Below are 26,245 nucleotides of genomic sequence, written 5' to 3' on the forward strand. Positions count from 1 at the left end.
TTTGCGCCCTTAGCTCAGCTGGATAGAGCGTTTGACTACGAATCAAAAGGCCGGGAGTTCGAATCTCTCAGGGCGCGCCATTCTTTACAACTAGATATTGCTTATGAAGTGAAGCTAGTTTTCACTCCATATACCATCGGGACGTAGCTCAGCTTGGTAGAGCACCTGGTTTGGGACCAGGGGGTCGCATGTTCAAATCGTGTCGTCCCGATTTTTATTTTTTGCGGGTGTAGTTCAATGGTAGAACTCCAGCCTTCCAAGCTGGTAGCGTGGGTTCGATTCCCATCACCCGCTCCATAATGAAAACAACAACGAACCTTGAGCATTCAAGGTTTTTTTATTTTATAACGAAAAACAGCTCTGTATCCTAATGGAACAGAGTTGTTTTTCATTATTCATATTAAAGATTGATAATTCGGAATATTAAGATAGTTAGTTGTTATGTAATATTTTCTTCTTTAGCTTGCAGCGATAGGCTGTCTTACGATTTTTACTTCGTAGAAAGAGATTTTATTGGAGATGATATACTCAGGAGTTCCCCCACGGTGGGAATGAGCTTCACGGAAAGCCTCGCTGCGTGTCCAGGCTTGGAAGTCTTCTTTTTTGCTCCAACGGGTAGACACAGTAACTTCATCATACTCAGGCGTATTTTCAGTGAGCATAACCTCTAAACCTAAAAATCCATCCATATATTCTACTTTTCCTACTTTATCGAACCGCTCAATAAGCTTATGACCGTTGCCTTTAGTGATATGAGATGTGTTAGTAACAATAACCATTGATAATTCCTCCTTAGAATGTGACCCTAATAAGGATCAGTTTGTAGATGATGCCAGAATGGATTCACGAGATCTTAGTGGGATGATAATAGGATATTCATCCTCGAATGTGACTTTAGCGACGATTTGGTACACTTCGTTTAAGAACAGAGGCGTAATAACTTCCTTTGGTTTTCCTAATGCCATGATGCGACCATCTTTCATTGCAATCATATAATGACAGTAATTAGCTGCTTGCTGTAAATCATGGAGAACCATAACTACAGTAATACGGAACTCACGATTGATTTTCTGCAGCATCTCCATTACATCGAGCTGATGGGATATATCTAGGAACGTTGTAGGTTCATCCAATAGGATAATGCTCGCTTGCTGTGCTAAAGCCATGGCGATACGTACTTTTTGCTGCTCACCTCCCGATAAAGTATGGAACATTCGATTCTCATGTCTGTTGGTGCCGGTAACCTCCATTGCCCAATCGATCACTTCCATGTCTTCAGATACCATCCTATCGAAGATCCGTTTATACGGTGAACGGCCATAAGAAATAAGCTCTTTTACAGTTAGATCAGGTACAGAGCCTTTGGATTGGGTCAGCATAGAGATCGTTTTGGCAAAAGCGGATTGCTTATATTCCTTTGAAGATATTCCATTCACATAGACGTTACCTTGCTCAGCTTTAAGCAGCCGTGTAATGATTTTTAGTAAAGTAGATTTACCCGATCCGTTCGGGCCGACAATGGCTGTGATTTGGCCAAGCGGTATAGAAACCGTGATGTCATTCAAATAAAATGAGCTTACATGATGATGGATGTGTTCGGTTTCGATAGCATTCATTAAACGATTCTCCTTTTCTTCAGCAAGTATAGAAAGAACGGTGTACCTATGCCTGCCAACAGAATGCCGACCGGCAGCTCGATAGGATCAAACCAGGAACGAGCCATCGTATCTGCAAGTACTACAAGGGCTGCTCCACCTATGACCGATAAAGGCAGTAAAAAGCGGTAATCATCGCCAACAATCATCCGAATGGCATGAGGGACTACCAACCCTACAAAGCCTATTAATCCGGCAACGCTGACAGCAGTTCCTGATAAAAAGGATGACAGGGCGATAATCAAAAATCGTTGAAGCTCTACTTTTTGACCTAGCAGATGTGCAGAGTCGTCTCCAAGCATTAAGAGGTTGGAGGCTTTAATCGTGAATACCGATAAGAGGAGTCCAAATATAGCATAAGGAGCCATAAATTCGAGATGATACCAGCTACGGCCATTCAGCCCCCCTGCTAGCCAGGGTAAAACTGCTTGCACTCTGTCGCTGTAAATGATCATAATTCCACTCGTGACGGCTGCCAGTAATGCATTGATAGCGACACCGGCCAAAATGATTTTGAGCGGAGAGGCACCTTTATCCCATGCAAGTAAATAGATGAGAAGCGATGTAACCATGGAACCGCCAAATGCAAGGACAGGCAGCAAATAGCTGTATTGAGGAAACAAGATCATAGATATGACAGCTGCTAAGCCTCCACCAGCAGAGACACCGATAATACCCGGGTCAGCTAAAGGATTTTTCATAACTCCTTGAAGAAGGCATCCCGATGTAGCTAGACAAGCACCAACCAGTAATCCAATTAATATCCGGGGAAGACGCAAATTCATGATGATTTTTTCCTGCATAGGCTGGCTATTCGATGTGAAAACGCCCCAAATTTCTTGAAATGAAATGGATACGGAGCCATAAGACAAACCATAAATGCTAAACGCTATGAGTAGAAGAGGCAGAAGTACGATCATGACCGTCCTTCTCGAGCTGCGTTGTTCCATATTCATCATTTCACCGTTTGCAGCAGTTTGTTCATATAATCCAATGCATCAACGATTCGAGTTCCGGGGTTCGTACCAAACAAATCGGCAGGTAGTACTTCCACATGTTGATTAATAACAGCATCCAGACTGTTCCATGCTGCGTTCTGCTGCATTTCTTTCATAAAGCCTTCTTTCACCTTGTCAGGGCTTCCATGACTCATAATGAAAACGAATTGAGGGTTTGATTTCATAATTTTTTCACTGTTTAGCAGTGCGTATTGAGGGTAACTATCCAACTTTGGGTAGTCGGCAGCGATATTTTCCCCACCGGCTGTTGTGAGAATACTACCGCTCAGGGAATTGTTCAAAGCAGCCATATAGGTCCCTGGAGCACCATAAACAAGAAGCACTCTTGGTTTTTGCGCACGCTGCTGTTTATTAATTTCTTGAACCTTCTTATCCACTGAATCGACAAGCTCAGCAGCCTTATCTTCCTTGTGAATCATCTGCCCGAACATTTGAATCTGCTTCTTAATGTCGTCAATCGAATTGGCACTGGTTAACACCATCTTCGTACCCAGGGCTTCGACGGCAGGTATATCCTTAGTATTCATTGGATTCGTTCCTAATACGGCATCAGGGCTCACCAAGGCCAATTTTTCGAGTTCGATTCCATGTGTGGAGCCGATTTGTACGACATCGTTCAATGCTTTGATAGGGGTAGGTCCCGTAGCTGTCGGTCTTCCGACTAACGTACCGCCAAGGGCATACACAATATCCATTTCGCCATTGCCGAGCGCTGCAATTTTTTGCGGGACGCTACTGAATGTAACATTCCGATCGGCAAAATCTTTGATAGTGACGGAGCTGGAAGCTGCAGACGTTACTGCATTCCCATTTGAAGGATCGGGTGTAGTAACTGCTTGACTACCGCATCCAGTTAATGCTAAAAGCACAATTGTGCCTAAAATCCATCGTTTTCTCATGACCTTCCTCCTGATAAAATAAAAGCAACACAGGTTAACTGATAATGAATATCATTATTAATTAAAAATGATAATGAATCTCATTCTCTCTGTCAATAACAAATTGGAATGGTTATCCAAAAATATTTTTATTGTGGGCAGTCCATCTTGTTCTTTTCGGGAAAAGTACTGGTAAGCACTGCATTTGTTGGTTATTCATTCTTTTTTGGCATAGGGCTTATGAGAAAATGAGTGGTTGACAGGGCTTAGACATGTAAGCTAATATCTAATCGTTGTTATACTAGAGCCTAAAATTTAACAAAGGAACCGAGGTGATAGGATGGAATGACAATGAAATCTCAAACTTCACAGCCATACAAGAGAAGTAGGTATCCTGAAAAGGATCATTTTTTTTAAGAATCTATTGAGAATGATTATCGTTATTATGTTATTGAGAATGCAATGAGTTTTTGGAAAGAGGAGAAGTGAACTGTGAAAAAGTGGTTAGTCCTTCCGTTTGTTATGATCATGTTTAGTTTAACAATATTCACAATGCCCGTGGCACAAGCGGCCTCACTTGCTGACGGGACCTATACGGTGGACTATACCATCAAACAGGCAGAGAACGATTCGGCCTCTATGGCGAATGATTATTTTGAAAAACCGGCGACTGTAGTCGTTAAAAATGGCGAAGCTGCGCTTAAGATACAGATGAACCACAGCAAATGGATCACGCAGTTTAAAGTTCCGGAAAAGGACGGATTTGTTGACGCCAAAGTCGTAAGCAGCGACAGCGCCAATGATACGCGTGTGGTCCAATTCACAGCAGATGACTTGTCAAAGCCATTGTTGTCCAAGATCCATGTCACGGTTAAAGAGATCGATTATGATCATGATTACACGATACGTTTCGTTTTCGATTCGAAGAGCATCAAGAGTATTGGTTCAACGGAAAAGGCTGCGGATAGCGGGAATGCTGTGAAAACGGCGGAAACGCCTCCTAAGACGGAGTCAGCTGAAGCATCCACTAAAGCAGCGGAGACGAAGTCTTCCGCAGCTCCATCGGCTGTTAAAGAAGGCTCAGCATCTGCGGCTCCTGTTAAGGAAGCCATTAAGACTCCTGACAACAAAGTAACGGCAGTAAATCCAAAGACCGGAGATGGGACACCTATAGTCGGTCTCGTCAGTGTGCTTGCAGCTTCATCATTGTTATTGGCATTCAGTCTTAGGCTTAAGAAATCAGGTAGGTAAAACAACGCCAACAACCATAGGAGTGATAACAAGTGAAAAGAACATTATCCTTATTGGTCTTACTGTTTGCCTTCTTAACCATTGTTCAACTCCCCGTGGTTGGCGCTGCAGAAGAATTGGCTGATGGTAACTACACGCTGGATTTTGTTATTTACAAGCAGGGAACGAATGAGCCTTCGGTGATGTACGACTATGTTGATAAAGACAGCGGAACGTTGAGAGTGGAGAACAACAAGAAGTATGTATCTTTCGTAATGAAGCAAAGCGAATAAATTACTGGGTTCCAAACGGTCAAAGGTGATGCTCTGGAAGATACGGTGGTTGTTAGCAGTAACACTGAAACCAACACAAGAAGAGTGGAGTTTGAAGTCGAAGACTTGTCGGCAAAAGTAGGCGGATGGGTCAAAATTTATTGGCAGGTTACACCTGCATTTTTGTACGATCATGGGTACAATGTCGAGCTAGGCTTTGACCATATTGTTCAAGAATCTTAAGCGTCCTCCATTGTTAACAGCGAAATATTGTGCTTTAGAGGGCTTTACACAAGATATTGAGAAGGAGAGTAATTATTTTGAACAGGCAATTTAGGAAAGTCGTTTTAGTCTTTCTGATGCTGTTTGTTGTATTAGCTACGATACAGGTACCTGTAAGCCAAGCAGCAGATAGTCAGGTAGCGAAACTTACGACCGCATCCGATTCGGCATATGCGGGGAATACAACGGATTTCACCCTTGCTGTTAGCGGAGTTACACAGAGTGTGTACCAGCAGGTATATGGGAGTAAAGCGGTTATTACTTTCGATCCCACAGTATTAGACTATGTTTCGTCTTCAGCTTTGGACAATAAATTACAGCTAACGACGGATGAGTCGAATATTTCTGCAGGACAAATTGTTGTCACGACAAGTCTAAAAAACAGCAGCCAACCCGTTAGTATTAATGCAGCGGATAGCAGTTTTGTAAAGCTGTCTTTTAAGCCTAAAGCAACCTCACAAGCAGCAAACACCAATGTAATGGCAAGTCAAATTTCGATTATTAACGGGCAAGGAAACAGCTTGTTATTCCAAAATGTATCCAAATCGATAACTGTGTTACCAGCAGGCAATAATCAACAGAGCCTTCCTGATGGCGAGTATAAAATCGGCTACACCATCTTCAAAAAGAATTCAAACGAACCATCGGTGATGTTCGATTACGTTGACAAAGATAGCGGTGTACTGACAGTTCAAGGCGAGAAGAAGTATGTCTCGCTCACTTTGAAACAAAGTGCCGAAATCCTTTCTTTTAAGACAGAGAAGAATGGTGCTTTAGTCGAAACAACGACGGTCAGTAATGATACGACAGCTAATTCCAGAGTAGTCCGTTTTGAGGTTGATGATCTGGCATCCAGATTGAACGGATGGGTAAAAATCTACTGGGTGCTGCCTGCTCCGATCGGTGTTTATGATCACGAATATGAAATTGAAATAGGCCTAGATTCCATTTTCTCGGAATACGATATGAATTTCACCACCCTGCACGCTACTGAAGATAAGCCATCGAGCATGGAGAAATACTTCGTTAAACCAGGGAAATTGAAAATTCAACAAGGTCAAAAGTTAATGTCTTTTACCATCAAGGACAGCACCACGATTCCTAGCTTTAAAGTAGAGCAAAACGGTACGCTCGTTGAAACAACAATTGCTAGCACGAACACTACAGACAATACGAGAGTCGTTCAATTTCCGGTAAATGATTTAACGACTTTGCTGAAGGCAAGAGTACATATTTCGACGCTCATGCCAAATGGAACGCCTTATGAGATGGATCACGATATCCGGTTGAGGCTTGATGTAGGAGCAAAAACGGCATTAAACGCACTCATAGCCGATGCACAATCGAAGCATGATGCAGCCGTGGAAGGCACTGCTAATGGTCAATACTCTGCAGGCTCGAAGAACTCTCTGCTAGCAGCCATTCAGCTAGCGAAAATCGTAGCGGACAATGTGACCGCGACCCAAACACAAGTCGATCAGGCGGTCGCTGAATTACAGGCAGCTGTGACTACGTTCACAGGGGCAGTGATTACGAATCCAGGTCCGGGACCAGGTGAAATACCAGATGGCAGCTACAATATTGGATTTACTATCTTCAAAAAAGACTCGAATGAACCGTCCGTCATGTATGATTATGTTGATAAAAGCAGTGGGAAATTGACGGTGCAAGGCGGCAAGAAAGTTGTCTCCTTCAAGCTGAATCAAAGTGCAGAAATCTTATCCTTCAAGACCAAACAGAACGGTGCACTAGTTGAGACAACAACAGTTAGCAGTGATACAGCTGCCAATACAAGAGTTGTTCAATTCGAAGTCAACGATCTGACAGCCAAGCTGGATGGATGGGTAAAAATCTACTGGGTGCTGCCTGCTCCGATCGGTATTTATGATCATGAATACGATGTTCAGATCGGCTTCGATTCCATTGGTTCGGAATACGATTTGAACTATACCACCCTCCATGCTACTCAAGATAAGCCATCGAGCATGGAGAAATACTTCGTTAAACCGGGCAAACTGAAAGTACTACAAGGTCAAAAGCTGATGACGTTCACTATCAAGGACAGTGCGACGATTCCTAGCTTTAAATTGGAGCAAAACGGTGCGCTCGTCGAAACGACGATTGTTAGTACGAACACGACAGACAATACGAGAGTCGTTCAATTTCCAGTGAATGATTTAACGGCATTGCTAAATGCTAGAGTGCATATTTCGACGCACATGCCAAACGGAACTCCTTATGAGATGGATCATGATATCCGGTTGAGGTTTGATGTTGGCACAAAAACAGCATTAAGCGCACTCATAGCCGATGCACAATCCAAACATGATGCAGCCGTAGAAGGTACTGCTAATGGCCAATATCCGTCAGGCTCGAAGAGTACTCTTCTGGCTGCTATTCAACAAGCGAAGGCAGTAGCGGATAATGTGGTCTCCACCCAAACACAGGTGGATCAAGCGGTAGCTGATTTACAGACAGCTTTGACGACGTTCAAGGGTTCGGTGATTACGAACTCAGGTTCAGGATCAGGCACATGGCCGGATGGGGAGTACAACGCCAAATTCACCATCTACAAAAAAGGTTCGGAAGAACCATCCGTTATGCTTGATTATGTCAATAAGGACAGCGGAAAAGTAACGGTGAAAGACGGTAAGAAGTACGTATCCTTAAAGCTGACTCAAAGTGCTGAAATTTTATCCTTCAAGACCAAACAGAGCGGGTCCCTTGTAGAAACCTCAACAGTTAGCAGCGATGCAGCAGCCAATACAAGAATCGTTCAATTTGAAGTCAATGATCTGACAGCCAAACTCGAAGGCTGGGTGAAAATCTACTGGGTATTGCCAGAGCCAATCGGCATTTACGATCATGAGTACGATGTCGATCTTGCATTTAGTGATATTACAGTTGATTTGAGCAAACCGATTAAAGACGGTCAATACAGCTTCAATTATACAGTGTCATCCGATGAAGCGGGTGCGGATTTTAGCGGTTTTGCTGAACCAACAGGAACATTGAAGGTTCAATCAGGTAAAAAGCTGGCCTCACTTAAGCTCAAAGATGGAGTTACCGTAACCAAAATTCAACAGATCCTGTCTGATGGATCGAAGCAGGATGTTGTACCACAAATTGCAGCTAAACAGTCGGGTGTTGTTAGAGTGCTGGCTAATGAAAGCAGCACGAAAGAAGTTCAATTTGAAGTTAACGATTTGATGGGTGTTTATCTTATCGACTTAAAGGCGGGAGATGGGACAGCTCACTCATTCAAACTTAGTCTTAACAAGGTCAGCCCTGTCAGCACTATAGATCCTTCGACGCCACCAGGCGGTGGAGGTAATACAGGTGGTGGCTCTGGTTCCGGTGGTGGTGGCGTGACGAACCCAAGCTCTTTGACCGATGGAAAATATACAATGAACTATACAATTAAAAAGTACGGTACAGACGAGAGATCCGTTATGCAGGACTATGTAGTTAACCCTGGTATTTTGACTGTGGATGGCGGTAAGCAGTACTTCTCCTTCACGATCAAGCAAAGTAAAGAAATCACGGACTTTAAGACGGAGGTTGGCGGCAGCCTGACGGACGTAGAAGTCCTCAGCAGAGATGAAGAGAAGAACACCAGAGACGTACAATTTGAAGTCGCTGACTTATCGTCCCGCTTAAAAGGCTGGGTGAAGGTTGATTGGAAAGAGTTCAACTATTTCCATAACTACGACATTGAAATTACCTTCGATAAATCCAGTGCCAAGAAGGTTAGCTCTTCGACGACTTTGAGCGGTGGCGGGTCTGTTGTTGCCTCACTGAAAGATGGAGAATATGATCTGGAGTTCAAAGTATTGCAGTACAGGAACAATCTCGAGTCCATCATTAATGACTATGTATTGCATCCAGCTAAGCTGATTGTTAAGGACGGAAAGCGTCAAGTAGCCCTTACCCTTAACCGACATACTCAAATGACAGACTTTAAAGTTGAATCGGAAAAGATGATAGAGGCAACGGAATACATGGCTGCTAAGAAAGAAATTGTTATGGAATCAGCAACCGTAGATAGTACGAATGCCGAAGAGAACAAGCGTGTGGTCAAATTCGAAATGAAGGATTTCACCAAGGCTCTGCATGCTCAAGTCGAGATGTCAGAAATTGACGAGGAAGCGGCAGCCAAACAGGAGGAGGCACAGGCTCAAGCTAAGAACTCCGATGATGAAGAGGAGTTTGTCAACACGCAGCCTCCGATGAAAAAAGAACTTATTGATGTAGACATCTTGTTTGATATCGATGCACTTGGCAAAAAGCCGGGAGAAGATACGGTGGAACAGCCGACGGATCCAACAGAACAACCGACAGATCCTATGGGGCAAACTACTGGGATGAAGGACATTCAAACGCATTGGGCCAAAACTTTAATCGAGCGTGCTGTAGCCCTTGGCATTGTGAATGGTTATGAAGACGGTACGTTCCAACCAGATAGTGAAGTGAGCAGAGCGGAATTTACGGCTATGATCGGCCGGGCGCTTAAACTCCAAGGACAAACGAACGAGCTGAGTTTTGCTGATTCGGATCGCATTCCGTCATGGGTAAAACCAACCCTTGCACAGGCTGTTAATGAAGGCATTATCAGCAGCTATGAAGATCAGACGTTCCGTGCAGAACGGAAAATTACTCGCTCGGAAATCGCTGTCATGATCGCTCGTGCATTGAAGTTATCCGATGCTTCCAAAGCGGTGCTTCCATTCGCAGACGCGGAAGAAATCCCGCAATGGGCTCGGGCTCAAGTGACTGCAGCGGTTGAATTAGGCATGATCAACGGAAGAGAGAACAATCTTTTCGCACCAAATGCAAGTGCAACTCGTGCGGAAGCCGTAACGTTGATACTGGCTATGCTGAACAATGTTAAAGAATAAGGATAATACGAAGTACAGAAATACGATTACGGGGATGTCGGGTGACCGGCGTCCTCCGTATCTTTTTTACCATCTAGGAACATGTAATAACTAGCGGTTTTACTGTTGTATAGCACATGGAAAGGGAGGTGTGAGGAGTTTCATGAATAGAGGATTCTGCTTAGCAGCAATGGTAGCAATTATACTTATTATGGTCATTGGCTGCTCTTCTAATTCTAGTATGAATGTAACGGCTGCAGAAGGTGAGAGCTCCGGCGGGAAGCGGGTAATAGCCACTACGGTTGCGGCAACTCAAATTATGGATGCGTTAGAGCTTGATTTGGTAGGGATTCCGAAAAGCTACAAAGAGCTCCCAAAACGATATGCCGGAGTTATTGAAGTAGGCAATCCTATGAGTCCCGATATGGAATTAGTGAAATCATTGCAGCCTACGGATGTACTCTCGGTAACAACGCTGGAATATGATCTGGCGCCTGTGTTCAAGAATGCAGGGGTAGAAGCTACATTCCTGGACTTAACCAGCGTAGAGAAGATGAACGAGGCTATCCTGAGGCTGGGAAGTAAGTATGATAGAGAGAAGCAGGCACAGGCTATCGTAAATAAATACAATGACAAAATAGCCGAAATCAAGAAGACAACTGAAGGGAAGAAACCTCCAACCGTGCTTATTCTACTCGGTGTACCTGGAAGCTATTTGGTAGCAACTGAGAATTCCTATATCGGCAATCTGGTAAAACTGGCTGGTGGCAAAAATATTGTACAAGGAGAATCGGTTGAATATTTGGCTTCGAACACGGAGTATTTGCAGCAATCCAATCCTGATATTATTCTCAGGGCCGCCCACGGGATGCCAGATGAAGTCATCAAAATGTTCGATAAAGAATTCCAGAAGAATGATATCTGGAAGCATTTTGATGCTGTGAAAAACAAGCGTGTTTACGACTTGGAAGAACATTTGTTCGGGACTACAGGAAGCTTGGATGCGATAGAAGCATTGGATGTTGTTGTGAAGATGATGTACCCATAAAGCTTGCAAGCATTGGAATGATTCCAAAGATTCGAAAGATGAATAATAAAGGGCGTTAACCATGAATAAAACATTAATAAGTATCGTTAGTGTTGTCTTACTGCTTATAGTAGTCATCATTGTTTCGGCAACGACAGGGAGTATCAAGGTCGGCAGCTGGGAGCTTATTGAAGGGCTAATTAGCGGTACTAACAAAAAAGTACAAGTCATTAAAGATCTGCGTATGCCTAGAATCATCATCGCGATGTTTGTCGGAGCAGCACTAGCTGTATCCGGTGTGCTGTTGCAAGCGGTCATGAGAAGCTCTTTGGCCGACTCTGGAGTTATCGGTATTGCCTCGGGGGCTGGTTTTATATCCATATTAATCGTTACCTTATTTCCGGCGTTGTTTTATTGGATGCCGTTGTTTGCTTTTCTCGGTGGAGCGTTAGCATGTTTCCTGGTCTATTCCTTCTCATGGAAGGGCGGTCTTAGTCCGATGCGGATTATAGTTGTCGGCATCGCTATCAATGCAACGTTTAGCGGTTTAGGGCAATCTTTTAATTATCGAGGGAGCTACGCTGTTACTACCGTCAACCCGGTTACGACCTCTGTATTTACTATGAAAACATGGAACGATGTACAGGTTATGGTCATTTACGGCACCATAGGGCTGCTGCTCGCCTTCCTGCTATATTCGTGGTGCAACCTGTTATCATTGCAGGATAAATCGGCTAAAAATCTGGGGCTTCATGTCAATCGCGCCCGGCTGCTCGTATCGATTGTTGCGGTCCTGTTAGCAGCAGTGGCTACGGCAATCGGCGGACTTATCGCTTTTGTCGGACTATTGATTCCTCACATTGCCCGGCTGCTGGTTGGTTCAGATCATAAAGTTCTGATCCCCTTCTCGGCTCTGGCAGGCGCTTTGCTGATTTTGAGTGCTGACACACTAGGGAGGACCTTGCTTGCTCCTACAGAGATTCCTGCCTCCATTATTCTGGCGGTTATTGGCGGACCTTTTTTAATATTTTTACTTAGAAAGAGTGATCGAATCTATGGAAATTAAGGACGTCACCTTTTCCTATGACAAGAAAAACAATCAGCTGAAATCTATAAACGGCGAGATTCAAATCGGAAAGATCACCACGATCATTGGTCCAAACGGATGCGGTAAATCAACGCTGCTCGGTGTGATGTCACAAAACTACGCTCCGCAGAGCGGACAGATTGTTCTCGACGGGAAGCTGCTGAGTGGATATAAGCCAAAGGAGCTGGCGAGAAAACTGGCCGTCGTTCATCAGCAAAATGAGGCCCCGGCGGATTTAACGGTAGAGAAGTTGACGAGATTTGGCCGGTTGCCTCACCAAAGCTTCTTTACTCAGCCGAAAGAGGAGGACGAACAAGCAGTAGAATGGGCATTGTCATGTACAAATTTGTCAGGTAAAAGGAATTTGACCCTAGATCAATTATCTGGCGGGGAGAGGCAAAGAGTTTGGATTGCTATGGCGCTTGCGCAAAAGACGAATATACTTTTCTTAGATGAGCCCACAACCTATCTTGACATATATTACCAGATAGAACTGCTTGAGCTAGTAAAAATGTTAAATAGTTCCTTTGGATTGACCATTGTGATGGTTTTGCATGATATCAATCAGGCCATTCGTTATAGCGATCAATTAATTGTGATGAAAAATGGAGAAATTGCTATGAAGGGTGAGCCTTGCGATGTGATAACAGAAGGTACGGTCAAAGCCATCTACGGTGTCGATGTTCTTGTGAAGCATGAGAAGGATACTGGATTTTACTTGGTGCCGGTAGGTATTTCATGAATTGGAGAAGCGCCTGTCAAATAAGTATGATTGCCCTTAGTGCCGCAGGGATTGCTTACTCCATTTACCACCTCGTTTTCGAGTATGCAGACAACCGCCAAGTCATGGCTGAAGCTCGGTCTATTTATAGCTCAAGTGCAGCACAGGAACAAGCAGAGACACCGAAGGATGAAGTGCGCCCACGATTTAAGGAACTGCTGGAGGTAAGTCCGGACCTTGTAGGCTGGTTGAGGCTCCATGACACCCTCATTGACTATCCCATCGTACAAGGGAAAGATAATGACTATTATTTATCCCGGAACTACAAAAGGGAGGAAATGAAGTCTGGAAGCATTTTTATGGATTATCGCAATAAGTCTCCGGAGACGGAGCTCAACACGGTTATTTATGGCCACAATATGAGGGACGGATCGATGTTCGGCCAGTTGAAACAATATACGGATCCTGATTTTTTACAATCACATCCTACTTTCACTTATGAAACCTTACATGATGATTATGTGGCGGAGATTTTCTCCGTATACTACACTACGACCGAAAACGATTATATCCAGACGCAATTCAACGGAGAGGAAGAGTATGATTCCTTTTTGCAAACTATCCGGAAACGTTCGCTATACAAGACGGAAACCGTGTTAACCGAGAATAGTCTTATCCTCACATTATCTACTTGCGATAGTACTTTGGATCCCGAAGAGGGACGGCTGGCACTGCATGCAATGTTAATTAAGCGACAAAAGCCTACACCATGACCTAATTGCCGTTTCAATACTTGACAATATGTTTAATATAATACGAATAGTCGATGCCAAAAGACCTTTGCGGTCTTTTTTTCATTTTGGTAATGATAGGCTTTGCACAACAAACGGATTAGATGCATAATAGCGAATAAAGCTTCTTTTAGATGAGAAAGTAAGAAAATCTAACATTTCCTTTATAAAGTTACTGCATGGTAGCGCGGTATTGTGTTAAAATATGCAGTATGACCAAGATGAGGATGGAGGAGAACCATGTCGGATTCAGGCAGCTTGTTAAACAAAAATACGTCGAATAACCTACTGCGTAGAGATGTAAGATTCTTGGGGCATATCCTGGGAGAAGTGCTGGTACATCAAGGTGGCAATGAATTATTAGCTATCGTAGAGCAGATCAGAGAGATGAGTAAAAACCTTCGGGCCCAATTTTCTCCTGAAAGCTTTGCGGAATTTAAAGAGACTATAAACTCTTTAGCGCCTGAGAAGAGACATCAGGTTATTCGTGCATTTGCTATTTATTTTCAGCTTGTTAATATAGCGGAGCAAAATCACCGTATTCGCCGAAAAAGAGACTATGAGCGCTCTGCGGGTGAAAATGTCCAACCGGGTTCTATTGAAGATGTAGTTCGTGATTTGAAGCAGCAGCAAATTCCTGCAGTAGAAGTTCAAGAAATCATTCAAGGAATTTCTCTGGAATTGGTTATGACGGCGCATCCTACGGAAGCAAGCCGCCGTGTGGTACTGGATATTCATCAACGTATCGCCAATGACGTTATGGAATTGGATAACCCAAGCTTGACCTTCCGGGAGCGCGAGCAGCTGAGAGCCAACCTGCTTGGCGAAGTCGTAACTTTATGGCAAACCGATGAGCTTAGAGACCGTAAACCGACGGTTATCGACGAAGTTCGTAATGGAATGTATTATTTTGACGAAACTTTGTTCGACGTTCTTCCTGAAGTATACCAGGAGCTGGAGCGGGTTCTTGCCAAATATTATCCGGAAGAAGATTGGCATGTACCAGTGTACATGAAATTCGGCTCCTGGATAGGCGGCGACCGGGACGGCAATCCGTCCGTAACCTCCGATGTAACCTGGGAGACGTTAACGATGCAGCGCCAGCTTGCGTTGGAGAAATACTCCGAGCTGCTGCAAAATTTCAAGAAGCATATGAGCTTCAGCAAAAACATCGTAGAAGTAACGCAAGAGCTGCTCGACTCTGTGGAACAGGATCGTCAGCATGTGGAGCTTCGTTCGAATGAAGTATGGCGCAATGAGAAAGAACCTTATCGTATCAAAGTAACTTATATGATCGAGAAGATTCTTCGTGCGGCAGATTCCAAGGTTAGCCCCACTCAAAAATACAACAGCCCGGAAGAGTTCCTTACCGATCTGAAAATTATTGAGCGCAGCTTACGTAATCATTATGCGGATTTTATCGCAGATACATTCGTAGTGAAGCTGATTCGCCAAGTAGAGCTGTTCGGTTTCCATCTGGCCTCGCTGGATGTAAGACAGCATAGTAAAGAGCATGAAGCAGCTATGACGGAAATTTTGGCTAAAATGAGCATTTGCCCGAATTATTCTGAGCTTAGCGAGAACGATAAAATCAGCTTGTTGAGCGACTTGTTGAACGAGCAGCGTCCGATCACTTCCCCTTACATGGATTACTCGGAATCCACTTTGGAATGCTTGAATGTGTACCGTGTTATTAAACAAGCACAGCAGGAGTTCGGACGCAACTGTATCTCCAGCTACCTGATCAGTATGACTCAGGGAGCAAGCGATCTGTTGGAAGTGCTCGTCTTCGGAAAAGAAGCAGGCTTGTACCGCCAAGAGCAGGACGGTTCTGTTATCTGTACTCTGCAATCCGTACCTTTGTTCGAGACGATTGATGACTTGCATGCAGCTCCGGATATTATGCGTACTTTGTATAACATTCCGGCTTACCGCGATAGCTTGAACAGCACGAATCATTTGCAAGAGATCATGCTCGGGTACTCCGATAGTAACAAAGATGGCGGCGTGATTACAGCGAACTGGGAGCTTCGTGTCGCTCTTCGCAGCATTACTGAGGCGGCGAAGGAATTCGGCGTTAAGTTGAAATTCTTCCATGGCCGCGGCGGCGCATTGGGTCGTGGCGGAATGCCGCTGAATCGCAGTATTTTGGCGCAACCAGCTGATACGATCGGCGGCGGAATCAAAATTACGGAGCAGGGCGAAGTATTGTCTTCCCGTTACTCAATGAAAGGAATCGCTTATCGCAGCTTGGAGCAGGCCACGTCGGCGCTGATTACTGCTGCGCTTAATGCACGTAATCCTCAAGCGGAAGTGACGGATCCACAGTGGGAAGATATTATGAAAGATATTTCCGAGAATGCTCAAACGAAATATCAGGATCTTATTTTCCGTGATCCGGACTTCATGACCTTCTTTAAGGAATCTACACCGCTTCCGGAGGTGGGGGAGCTTAACATCGGTTCCAGACCTTCGAAGCGTAAAGGCAGCGACCGATTCGAAGACCTTCGTGCCATTCCTTGGGTATTTGCTTGGACGCAAAGCCGTTATCTGCTACCGGCTTGGTATGCAGCGGGCAGTGGTCTTCACAGCTATTATCAAGGAAAAGCAGAGAATTTGGCCGTGCTTCAGGACATGTACCAAAATTGGTCTTTCTTCCGCTCGTTGATTGACAATTTACAAATGGCCTTGGCTAAAGCCGATTTGCTGATTGCCAAAGAATACGGGAATATGATTAAAGATACTGCGATTGCGGATCGTATTTTCAACTTAATCAGTGAAGAATATGACCGCACTTCGGCACTGATTTTAAGCATTACAGGTCAGCAGGAAATTCTGGATAATGTTCCGGTCATTCAGGAATCGATCCGCTTGCGTAACCCATATGTTGATCCGCTTAGCTATATGCAGGTTCAACTGTTGTCCGAGCTTAGGACACAAAGAGAACAAAGCGAAGATGACACCTTGCTGCTTCGTGAAGTACTCTTAACGATTAATGGCATTGCTGCAGGGCTTCGGAATACGGGCTGATTTACGCGGTGTCCGGGAACTTCGAGCTTTAGCACCGGGTTATATAGTCGGGTGGCCTAATCAGGCTGCCCGGCTTTTTGTCGTATGAAACGAAGCGCAGCAGTGTTTAATAATGAGGCTTTCCGAAAGTTATCGGAATAAGCTTCAAAGAAATGGCATCACTTTAGGGGAAGTAATGGTGAAACGGGATCGCTCTTCGTGCGTAGGAATTAAATAAAGAGGTATGGTGCAGTTCATTCCTATAATAGACTTTGTATGATAGGCATACCACGAGACGGAACCGGTTATCGGGAAGATGTAGAATGACCGTGACTAGCGGATTCTCTTTTCTGTTTTTTGGAAAAACTGTACATGAGGTGCAGTGGTTTGGTATGATTTTCATATTGGCAGGAATCATTCACGTGAAAAAGCGGGAAGTGTCCTAACGGTTCCGACGCGCAAAAATGTCAACTTGGAATCGGAAGTCTGGAGGAATGTCGTTTGAACGAAATGGATGTTAGGCTCGCTAAGCTGGCCCGCAAAGGAGATCGAGTTGCCTTTGCAGAGCTGGTGGAGCTGTATAAGGACAAAATTTTTCACCTTGCGAACCGGATGCTGCACAACCGGCATGAGGCGGAGGAGATTGTTCAAGAAACTTTTTTAAGAGTGTATACGAATCTGGAGCGTTATGATGAAAATCAAAAATTTTCGACCTGGATTTACCGAATCGGTACGAATCTTTGTATAGATCGCCTTCGCAAGCGCAAAGCCAATTATTCACTGGATGCGGAAATGAATGACGGAGAAGGTACGGATTGGTATGCTATGCTCCCAAGTAATGAAGATACGCCGGATGAACAGGTGGTGTTGAGCGAAACACAGACCGAAATCCGTAAATCAATCGACACGCTGCCGGATAAATACAAAGCGGTTGTTATTTTGCGTTATTTGCAAGACTTATCGCTGCAGGAGATCAGCGATGTTTTGTCGATGCCAGTGACGACAATCAAGACCAGGTTGCACCGCGGCAGGGAATATTTACGCAAAAAATTAGAGAGTGTTTTATGATTTTTGGTGAAACAAATTGGATTGTCATACGTACTGTACTACACAAGCTTTCATGGACATAGAAAGGAGTGGCTCAATATGGATTGCAGGGACGCCCTTCCTTTAATGCACGAGTATATGGATGGCGAATTGAAGGGCAGTGAAGCCATAGCGTTAAAAGAGCACTTGCTTGCTTGTCCGGCTTGTAGGGAGCGCCTGAAGCAGCTTGAGAAGGTCGAAGCGCTCATTCAAGCGGTGCCACAGCAGGGAGTGCCATCCGGGCTAACGGAACGCATTATGCGAGCTTTACCCCCAGAAAAACGCAAAAATCCTTGGTGGCAATGGGTTCGTCGTCATCCGGCCGCATCCGTTGCGGCAGTGTTTGTTCTCGTGATGATGGGCAGCTTCTTGTCATTATGGAATGAGGATACGGAGCTGTTGGTGAAAGGCTCGGATCTTCAGTCGGTCGTCATTAAAGGAGACACGGTATATGTTCCGGCAGGTAAGACAGTGGCCGGTAATTTAATGGTGGAGAATGGAAAGCTACAGGTGGACGGAGACATTAAAGGCAATATCGTCATCATCGACGGTTCCGTTGTTATGGCCTCAACAGCTCACATTTCCGGCCAAATAACCGAGGTAGATCAAGCATTTAGCTGGCTTTGGTACAAAATGAACGACTGGGCTTCTACCATATCCCAATCAAAGTAGTTCATCCGAACCATTTTTCGAAAATCCTCCCTAATTGAGAATGATAAAGGGAGGGTTTTTTTCTCATATTGTGGTATGATGAAATGAAGGGATTAGAGACAAAATATAGCCAAATCCCAGTTGGGGGCCAGTGCAATGGATTTCATAACTGCCATCAGTATTAAAGACATTGTTGATATATTAATTGTAAGCTACGTCATATATAATTTAATTATTTTGGTCAGAGGAACTCGGGCCGTTCAGCTGCTGCAGGGGATTTTCATAGTCGTCTTGACATGGGCACTCAGTATTTGGTTTAAGCTGAGCACGCTCCAGTGGATGATGAACCAGATGTTTACCTTTGGGGTACTTGCGGTCATCATCATTTTTCAACCGGAGCTTCGCAAGGCATTGGAGCAGCTTGGCCGCGGCACATTGTTCAGCCGATCTACCTCGGAGGACGATCAAGAGCTGAACCGGCGGGTCGGTGAAGTGCTTAAAGCAGTTAATTATTTGGCACGTAGAAAAATAGGAGCGCTAATTGTTTTTGAACGGGAAACTGGCTTGAAGGACTACATAGAGTCTGGCATTTCCATCGAATCGCATATCAGCTCGGAGCTGTTGATTAATATCTTTATTCCAAATACGCCTTTGCATGACGGGGCGGTTCTATTGAGACGCAGTCAGTTAATGGCGGCCGGTTGTTATTTGCCTCTGTCGGAAAATCCTTTTATCAGCAAGGAGCTGGGTACCCGTCACCGCGCGGCGATAGGGATGAGTGAGGTATCCGATGCCATATGTGTAATCGTTTCGGAAGAAACGGGACAAGTTTCCCTTGCTATGAATGGGCATATCCTTCGGGATATTAAAGAAGAATCGCTGCTGTCCAAGCTGTTCGAGGAGCTTAAATCGAAGACGAAAACGAAGGAAAAAAGCTCCATTTGGAAATGGAGGCTGCGGTAATGATGGATCGTTGGCTGCGCAACACAAATGTGGTAAAAGTTATTGCATTAATCATTGGTATTCTTCTGTGGGCGGTCGTTCATATGGAGGACAGCTCGCTTCCGGGTACGGGAGGAACTGGGGTTAGGGAAGAGAAAATTTCTAATGTTTCGGTTACGCCCAAATACGACAGCAACCAGTTTTATGTGGAATCTATAGATCCTGCTCAAGTGGTATTAACGATTTCAGGCAAGGACGCTGCTTTGAAAAAAGCGATGAGCACCAGCAATTATTCTGTTGAGCTTGACTTAACAAAATATGGTAAAGGTGAGCATATATTGACCTTGACGCCAGTTGGATTTCCACCTAATGTTACAGTAAAAGTTAGCCCGGCCAGTGCCAAGGTGGTCATTGATGAGAAGTCGAATAAACAGATGCCTGTTACGGTTAATGTGACCGGAATTCCGGCTGTAGGGCTGAAGGCAGGACAGCCAATTGTCAAGCCAAGCAAGGTAACGGTAACCGTACCGAGCGGCGATGTCGATTCGATAGAATCCGTAAGGGCCGATGTTAGCGTGGAGAAGGCTCAGTCTCCGGTATCCAGCAAAGCTCGCCTTGTGGCATACGACAAAAACGGTAAAATTATGGAGATGGCAGCTATCAATCCGGCTGTTGTAGAGGTCGAGGTTCCGATAACGAGTCCATTCACGAGCGTACCGCTTCAATTGAAGCTGGTTGGGGAACCGCCGCGGGGATTCAGTGTGGCCTCACTTCAACAAAATACGGATAAAGTAACAGTCTACGGACCTCAAGATGTATTGAATCGTTTGGAATATTATGAGGGACCGAGCGTGAATTTAGGGGAACTGAAGGAAGAAAAAGAATACACGCTCATATTGGATATTCCTCTGCGGAATAAAGTAACTCAGCTGGATCCGCCGAAGGTGGAGGTTAAGTTCAACATTGTGCCATCGGCAACCAAAACGTTGGAGCAAATTCCTTTATCGATCGTCGGCCAAAACGATGGGTTTGATACGAAGGTTGTATTGCCGGAGACCGGCAAAATCAATCTTATCGTGGAAGGAGCTCAAGCCTTGTTGGATAAAGTGAAGGCAGCGGATGTACAGGCGATTCTGGACGTCAGCAACTTGCCACCGGGTCGACATGAGCTTCCAGTCGTGTTTAACTTGCCGACGTTTATTAAGAAAGGGCCTCAGCAGGACTTTAAAGCGACGGTCGAAATTAGCGCGAAGCAGCAGTAATAGCTGGATCAAACACATAGCATGGGAAAAGAAAGGGAGAGGCAATATCATGGGGAAATATTTTGGAACTGATGGTGTACGGGGCGTTGCGAATCAGGAGCTGACGCCCGAGCTAGCATATAAGATCGGCCGCTGCGGCGGGTATGTATTAGCGGGACAGGTTGAGAAGCCAACTGTAATTATCGGGCGAGATACCCGTATTTCAGGTACGATGCTGGAAGCGGCGTTGGTAGCGGGACTATTGTCTATTGGCGCCAATGTAATTCGTCTTGGCGTGGTTTCTACTCCAGCCGTAGCTTATTTAACACGTTTACTGAAGGCAGATGCAGGTGTTATGATCTCGGCTTCTCACAATCCTGTGGAGGATAACGGAATTAAGTTTTTTGCAGGAGATGGATATAAGCTATCTGATGAGACGGAGCTGGAAATCGAACGATTGATGGATGCTCCGGCGGATGAGCTGCCGCGGCCAGTTGGCGGTGATTTAGGAACAGCTGTCGACGATGAACAAGCCAAATATAAATATTTGGACTATATCAAATCGACTGTTAAATCATCCTTCAAAGGACACAAAATTGTACTGGACTGTGCGAACGGCTCGGCTTATGAGCTAGCACCGAAAGTATTTGAGGCACTAGGTGCAGAAGTGATCACGATAGGAGCAGAACCAAACGGACGTAATATTAACGATCACTGCGGTTCTACCCATCCGGAGACGTTACAGAAAGTCGTAGTGGAACAAAAAGCGGTATTAGGATTGGCTTTTGACGGTGATGCGGACCGGTTGATCGCAATTGACGAGAATGGTGCAGAAGTCGATGGAGATTTTATCTTGAGCATCTGTGGCCACGCTTTGAATCAGGCGGGTTTGCTGAAACACAGCACGATCGTTACAACCGTTATGAGCAATATCGGCTTTTTCAAAGGCATTGAGACAGTTGGCTTGAAGGCGGCCAAAACGGCGGTCGGTGACCGTTACGTTATGGAAGAAATGCGTAAAGGCGGTTACAATCTCGGAGGAGAGCAGTCCGGGCATGTTATTTTCCTAGACTATAATACAACGGGTGACGGTATTTTAACTGCACTGCAGTTGATGGACACATTGGTCCAATCCGGCAGGAAGCTTAGCGAGTTGAAAGGTATTATGCGCAAATATCCACAAAAGCTAGTTAACGTTCGTGTAGCGGATAAGAGCAAATGGAAAGAAAACGTGGCTATCGAGGATGCAATTCGCAAAGTGGAAACAGAGCTCGGGGATAATGGGCGCGTGCTGGTAAGACCATCCGGAACCGAATCGTTGATTCGCGTTATGGCAGAAGGTCCGGATAAAGCACAGGTGGAAGCTTACGTGCAGGATATTGCTGATGTCATTCAAAAGGAACTAGGCTAATATTCAAATAGATAGATTAATAGAAGATTCTCTGATGTTATGCGTTAGAGAATTTTTCTATTTTTTAGCTGACGCATGAAAACATCATGAAAATATAAGTTGCACATACACTTCAAAATGAATAAGATGATAATATGCTTTGACTCCGACAGGGAAAGGTGGGCAGAGGTTGTCGATAATAACAGCGCCAGAACTTATAAGGGGATCTACATAGATAAGAGTCCATTGCGTATGGACGAGGACGATCTACTGCTCAGATAGCCGCTTGTAAGTTGACGAGGTGAAGGTGTTCGAAACATTCGGCGGGGACCTTCCGGTAGGCGATCACTACCGTACTAGCTGAAACGCAAAACGTTGGGGCGACCTGACGCACAAGGGTTCAGCATGACGAGGAAAGACGAGACGGTTTTTTAAATATCAGGAGGTTCTATCCCTTATGTGCGGTATTGTTGGATACGTTGGCAAACGTAATTCTCAAAATATATTAATTGAAGGTTTGAAAAAGCTAGAGTATCGCGGTTATGATTCTGCAGGCGTTGCGGTGTTTACTGAAAATGGTTTGCAAGTTGAAAAATCCAAAGGCCGTTTGGCTAACTTGGAATCCAAGCTGGATGAGGCCCCATTAAACGGATCGATCGGTATCGGTCATACACGTTGGGCCACTCATGGTAAGCCTTCGGATGTAAATTCGCATCCGCATACGGACAACACGAAGAAGTTCTCCGTTGTTCACAACGGTATTATTGAAAACTACGTAGCTTTGAAAGAAGAACTGACAGCTAAAGGTCACGTATTCGTATCTGAAACCGATACGGAAGTCATCTCTCATCTGATTGCAGAGTTGTATGAAGGTGACATTGTAAAAGCAGTTCAACAAGCGGTTAAGCGCATGAGCGGCGCATTTGCTTTAGGTGTGTTAACCGAATATGAACCAGATAAATTAGTTGCTGTACGCCTGTCGAGCCCATTAATTATTGGTGTAGGTGAAGGTGAAAACTTTATCGGTTCCGATATTCCTGCGATTCTCGATTACACACGTAATGTGTATATCTTGAACGATGGTGAAATGGCCGTTTTGACGAAAGACGGTGTCGAATTAATGACTTTGGAAGGGAATTTTATTTCCCGGGAATTATTTTATGTCGATTGGGATATTATGACGGCGGAAAAAGCCGGATTTGATCACTTTATGATGAAAGAAATTCATGATCAACCAAAAGCATACCGTGATACGATGGGAGCCCGTTTGGATTCTACTGGAACGAAGGTTATTTTGGATGAAGCGAAAATGACGGAAGAGCAAATTCGTGCTATCCGTAATGTTCATATTATCGCTTGCGGTACGGCTTATCATGCAGGTCTGGTTGGTAAAAGCGTTATTGAGAAGCTGGCAAGAATTCCTGTGGAAGTGGATGTTGCTTCCGAGTACCGTTATCGTGAGCCGATCATTAACAAAGATACGCTGGTTATCGTCGTGAGCCAGTCTGGTGAAACGGCTGATACACTAGCAGCTCTTCGCGAAGCTAAACGTAATGGTGCGGCTGTTCTTGCTATCACTAACGTAGTAGGAAGCTCGGTTGCCCGTGAAGCCGATCATGTGATTGTGACTTGGGCAGGTCCTGAGATTGCGGTTGCTTCGACCAAAGCATATACTTCCCAGTTGATCGCGTTCTATCTGTTTGGTCTGTACTTGGCACAAACATTGGGCACGAAAGACGAAAGCTACATTGCGAACGTCATCTCTGAAATGAAGTTGCTTCCTGAGAAGGTGGAACAAATCTTGGAGCAAGGCGACAGCATCAAGGAGTGGGCTGAGGAAGTAGCAGCACACAACAACCTGTTCTTCATCGGAAGAGGTTTGGACTATGCGGTAGCGCTGGAAGGTTCCTTGAAGCTTAAGGAAATTTCTTACATTCACTCCGAGGCTTATGCAGCAGGTGAACTGAAGCATGGTACGTTAGCCTTGATCGAGGACGGAGTGCCGGTTATCGCGTTGGGTACTCAAGAAGATCTTCTTGAGAAAACGATCAGCAACATTAAAGAAGTTAAAGCTCGCGGCGCTCATGTGTATGGAGTGAATGCGGAAGGCGATACAGAACTTGTTAAAGCGGTTGACGGACTGTTTACTATTCCAGCAACAATTCAGCTTCTGAGCCCTGCATTGTCTGTAATCCCGCTGCAGCTCTTGTCTTACTACGCTTCTCTGGCTCGTGGAAATGATGTAGATAAGCCGCGGAACTTGGCTAAGAGCGTAACGGTAGAATAAGAAATAGAAATGATGTCAGGGGTAATACCTGGAACTAGGCAAAAATGTCTGGAACTAAAATTCAGAGAAAATACTGAAATTTGAAATCATGAGCCGTCCTATGTATTTTGGGCGGCTCAAATTATTTCTAGTGTAGTAACCTGATGGAGACTATTGGAGATAAGATCAAAGCCATTCGAAAACAGTATAAATTAAGCCCAATTGATTTTGCAAACAGAATAGGGATATCTCAAGGAAGGTTAAGTGAAATCGAGCAGGGAAAGACAAAACATTCAGCGGATACTCTAAAAGGGCTCAAAGATAAGTTTAAATTAGATTTAAACTGACTATTCGATTGACGGGTTGAACGTTAAATAACTCGGGATTTTCAAAAATAATAAATATTGCTTGTGGGATAAAACACCTCTAACACGAGAGGTGTTTTTATTTTTTCATAAATATGCACAAACGAGCCGAAAGAATACAGCCGCGGCGACTTGAGTATTAGCGGGTTCATGACTTTCCACGCAAGAAGAGAGGTTCCGCTTCCTTATGGATGGGCTGACGATCTGTCATTCGGGGTGTCTGAAGAAAATAAAGTTCTAGACTGGAAAATAAAGTGTTAGACTGGTCAAATAAAGTTGTAGACTGCGAAAAAAAAGTATTAGACTGACACAGTTTGATTAATCATTTCGCGGAGTCGAGTTTGGTTGAGAACAACTTAGAAGGCTTCGAGAACATTGTGAATTGGTTCAGGAAGATCATCTTAGAACACGAATATAAAGATGTTTTAGTAGGGATGGAATCGACCGGCACTTACTGGCTAAATCTAGTTCATTACCTGAAATATCTCCTGCGGTGTTATGAATCCGCTGCATGTGAAAAAAAGCAAAGGGTTGGACGACAACTCACCCACTAAAAATGACGTTAAAGACGCTAAGGTCATCGCTCAGCTCGTTAAAGACTGCAGATACTCCATACCGAATATTCCTCAAGGTATCTATGCACGGGATAGTTTCATTATTGTTTTATGGAAAGAACAACCACACACAAGTGTAGATAAAAATATAATTAGTAAGAAAAGCGCAAGCCTTCCGGCTTGCTTTTTTTATTTAAAGGAGGGCGAGATCGTGTGGGTTCGTCCAATCAAAATATGCTAGCAGTCATACAATACTAATTAAAAAAGTAAATAAAAGACAATTGTATGCGAGGAGAAATAACTTAATATCTATTTGGAAATTAGAACAGCTATAATGGAGGTACACGCTTTATGGGAAAGTATAAACGAGCCCAAAATGCTATTGAGTCTGTAGATATCGAAAAAATCAAAGAAATAGAAATTAAATACTTTAATGGGTATAAATCTGAGTTATCTTTAGAAAAAAACGAAGACAAGGATGAAAGCGAAAAGGAAATCAAGGCATTTCTGGAAAAAATCAATTGGAAAAAAGTTAAAGAAGTGAAAATAAAACTGTACAACGGAAATAAAATTGAAATCGAATTTCATGATGATGACCTCCATCATTGTCACCAGGGAAGATGCGGCCCGACAGGAGCAACTGGAGTAACTGGGGCTACAGGTGTTACAGGTGCTACCGGAGCAACAGGTGCAACAGGTGCAACTGGGGCTACAGGTGCTACAGGTGAAATAGGAGTAACAGGTGCAACGGGTCCAACCGGATCGACTGGTGAATCAGGGGCAACAGGAGCAACCGGAGCAACCGGGGTTACAGGAGCAACAGGAGCTACAGGAGCAACAGGAGCTACAGGTGCAACAGGAGCTACAGGAGCTACAGGGGTTACAGGGGTTACAGGAGCAAC

Annotated in this window: 19 protein-coding genes, 3 tRNA genes and 2 pseudogenes; 20 read left to right on the forward strand and 4 right to left on the reverse strand. The window is 44.4% G+C overall.

All coding sequences use genetic code 11. From position 1 onward, the window contains the following. Positions 1–3: 3 nt before the first annotated feature. The 3 genes from BP97_RS0130960 (at position 4) to BP97_RS0130970 (ending at position 297) form a co-directional block, all read left to right on the forward strand. Positions 4–80: transfer RNA gene (locus BP97_RS0130960), tRNA-Arg, on the forward strand. Between the two features lie 57 nt (positions 81–137). Next, positions 138–211: transfer RNA gene (locus BP97_RS0130965), tRNA-Pro, on the forward strand. A 12-nt stretch (positions 212–223) separates the two neighbouring features. After that, a tRNA-Gly gene (locus BP97_RS0130970) sits at positions 224–297 on the forward strand. Positions 298–458: 161 nt separating this feature from the next. On the opposite strand, the gene isdG is transcribed toward BP97_RS0130970, so the two are convergent. From isdG to BP97_RS0130990, 4 genes are read right to left on the reverse strand one after another with little or no spacing between them, the layout of a single operon-like run. Further along, entirely contained in the window at positions 459–779 is a 321-nt protein-coding gene (gene isdG / locus BP97_RS41305) for a heme oxygenase (RefSeq protein WP_028552557.1), read from the reverse strand. Positions 780–815: 36 nt separating this feature from the next. Further along, a complete protein-coding gene (locus tag BP97_RS0130980) occupies positions 816–1,616 on the reverse strand; it encodes an ABC transporter ATP-binding protein (RefSeq protein WP_028552558.1) in 801 nt (266 codons plus the stop codon). Further along, on the reverse strand, positions 1,616–2,611 hold the full coding sequence (locus BP97_RS0130985; RefSeq protein WP_028552559.1) for a FecCD family ABC transporter permease: 996 nt from the start codon (positions 2,609–2,611) through the stop codon (positions 1,616–1,618). Before BP97_RS0130985 ends, BP97_RS0130980 begins: the two co-directional genes overlap by 1 nt. Next, a complete protein-coding gene (locus BP97_RS0130990) occupies positions 2,611–3,573 on the reverse strand; it encodes an ABC transporter substrate-binding protein (protein WP_028552560.1) in 963 nt (320 codons plus the stop codon). The genes BP97_RS0130985 and BP97_RS0130990 overlap by 1 nt, the downstream gene beginning before the upstream one ends. A gap of 471 nt (positions 3,574–4,044) precedes the next feature. Between BP97_RS0130990 and isdC the strand changes: the two genes are divergently transcribed. The 17 genes and pseudogenes from isdC to BP97_RS40835 form a co-directional block, all read left to right on the forward strand. Next, positions 4,045–4,803 carry a heme uptake protein IsdC gene (isdC, locus tag BP97_RS39255; protein ID WP_051621078.1) on the forward strand — a complete coding sequence of 253 codons (759 nt, stop codon included), beginning with the start codon at positions 4,045–4,047 and terminating at the stop codon, positions 4,801–4,803. Between the two features lie 95 nt (positions 4,804–4,898). Next, a pseudogene (locus BP97_RS41310) lies at positions 4,899–5,297 on the forward strand (NEAT domain-containing protein). A 77-nt stretch (positions 5,298–5,374) separates the two neighbouring features. After that, on the forward strand, positions 5,375–10,234 hold the full coding sequence (locus tag BP97_RS0131010) for an NEAT domain-containing protein (RefSeq protein ID WP_028552562.1): 4,860 nt from the start codon (positions 5,375–5,377) through the stop codon (positions 10,232–10,234). Between the two features lie 142 nt (positions 10,235–10,376). Continuing rightward, positions 10,377–11,261, forward strand: coding sequence for a heme ABC transporter substrate-binding protein IsdE (gene isdE / locus BP97_RS0131015; protein WP_051621079.1), 885 nt, complete (start codon positions 10,377–10,379; stop codon positions 11,259–11,261). A gap of 61 nt (positions 11,262–11,322) precedes the next feature. Next, positions 11,323–12,306, forward strand: coding sequence for a FecCD family ABC transporter permease (locus BP97_RS0131020; RefSeq protein WP_028552564.1), 984 nt, complete (start codon positions 11,323–11,325; stop codon positions 12,304–12,306). Further along, positions 12,296–13,069, forward strand: coding sequence for an ABC transporter ATP-binding protein (locus BP97_RS0131025; RefSeq protein WP_028552565.1), 774 nt, complete (start codon positions 12,296–12,298; stop codon positions 13,067–13,069). Before BP97_RS0131020 ends, BP97_RS0131025 begins: the two co-directional genes overlap by 11 nt. After that, positions 13,066–13,821, forward strand: a complete 756-nt coding sequence (gene srtB / locus BP97_RS0131030) for a class B sortase (protein ID WP_028552566.1) — start codon at positions 13,066–13,068, stop codon at positions 13,819–13,821. Before BP97_RS0131025 ends, srtB begins: the two co-directional genes overlap by 4 nt. A gap of 258 nt (positions 13,822–14,079) precedes the next feature. Continuing rightward, positions 14,080–16,869 (forward strand): phosphoenolpyruvate carboxylase, encoded by a 2,790-nt coding sequence (ppc, locus tag BP97_RS0131035; RefSeq protein ID WP_028552567.1) that lies wholly within the window; start codon positions 14,080–14,082, stop codon positions 16,867–16,869. A gap of 480 nt (positions 16,870–17,349) precedes the next feature. Next, positions 17,350–17,916 (forward strand): RNA polymerase sigma factor SigW, encoded by a 567-nt coding sequence (gene sigW / locus BP97_RS0131045; protein WP_028552568.1) that lies wholly within the window; start codon positions 17,350–17,352, stop codon positions 17,914–17,916. 78 nt (positions 17,917–17,994) lie between these two features. Next, complete coding sequence (locus tag BP97_RS0131050) at positions 17,995–18,606, forward strand: zf-HC2 domain-containing protein (RefSeq protein ID WP_028552569.1); 612 nt, start codon at positions 17,995–17,997, stop codon at positions 18,604–18,606. A 135-nt stretch (positions 18,607–18,741) separates the two neighbouring features. Continuing rightward, entirely contained in the window at positions 18,742–19,548 is an 807-nt protein-coding gene (gene cdaA / locus BP97_RS0131055) for a diadenylate cyclase CdaA (protein ID WP_028552570.1), read from the forward strand. After that, positions 19,548–20,789, forward strand: a complete 1,242-nt coding sequence (locus tag BP97_RS38080) for a CdaR family protein (RefSeq protein ID WP_231506516.1) — start codon at positions 19,548–19,550, stop codon at positions 20,787–20,789. Before cdaA ends, BP97_RS38080 begins: the two co-directional genes overlap by 1 nt. 49 nt (positions 20,790–20,838) lie before the next feature. Then, complete coding sequence (gene glmM, locus BP97_RS0131065) at positions 20,839–22,179, forward strand: phosphoglucosamine mutase (RefSeq protein WP_028552571.1); 1,341 nt, start codon at positions 20,839–20,841, stop codon at positions 22,177–22,179. A 436-nt stretch (positions 22,180–22,615) separates the two neighbouring features. Continuing rightward, positions 22,616–24,445: a glutamine--fructose-6-phosphate transaminase (isomerizing) gene (glmS, locus tag BP97_RS0131070; RefSeq protein ID WP_028552572.1), complete on the forward strand. Its 1,830-nt coding sequence runs from the start codon at positions 22,616–22,618 to the stop codon at positions 24,443–24,445. Positions 24,446–24,588: 143 nt separating this feature from the next. After that, a complete protein-coding gene (locus BP97_RS41805; RefSeq protein WP_036746891.1) occupies positions 24,589–24,771 on the forward strand; it encodes a helix-turn-helix domain-containing protein in 183 nt (60 codons plus the stop codon). 344 nt (positions 24,772–25,115) lie between these two features. Then, positions 25,116–25,431, forward strand: a pseudogene (locus BP97_RS39990) (IS110 family transposase); the annotation flags it as partial. Positions 25,432–25,694: 263 nt separating this feature from the next. Beyond that, positions 25,695–26,245: hypothetical protein (locus tag BP97_RS40835; RefSeq protein ID WP_197035573.1), on the forward strand; the 551-nt coding region annotated here is incomplete at its 3' end.

Origin of the sequence: Paenibacillus sp. UNC451MF (assembly GCF_000686845.1) — a bacterium.
In the GTDB taxonomy this organism is placed as follows: Bacteria; Bacillota; Bacilli; order Paenibacillales; family NBRC-103111; genus Paenibacillus_S.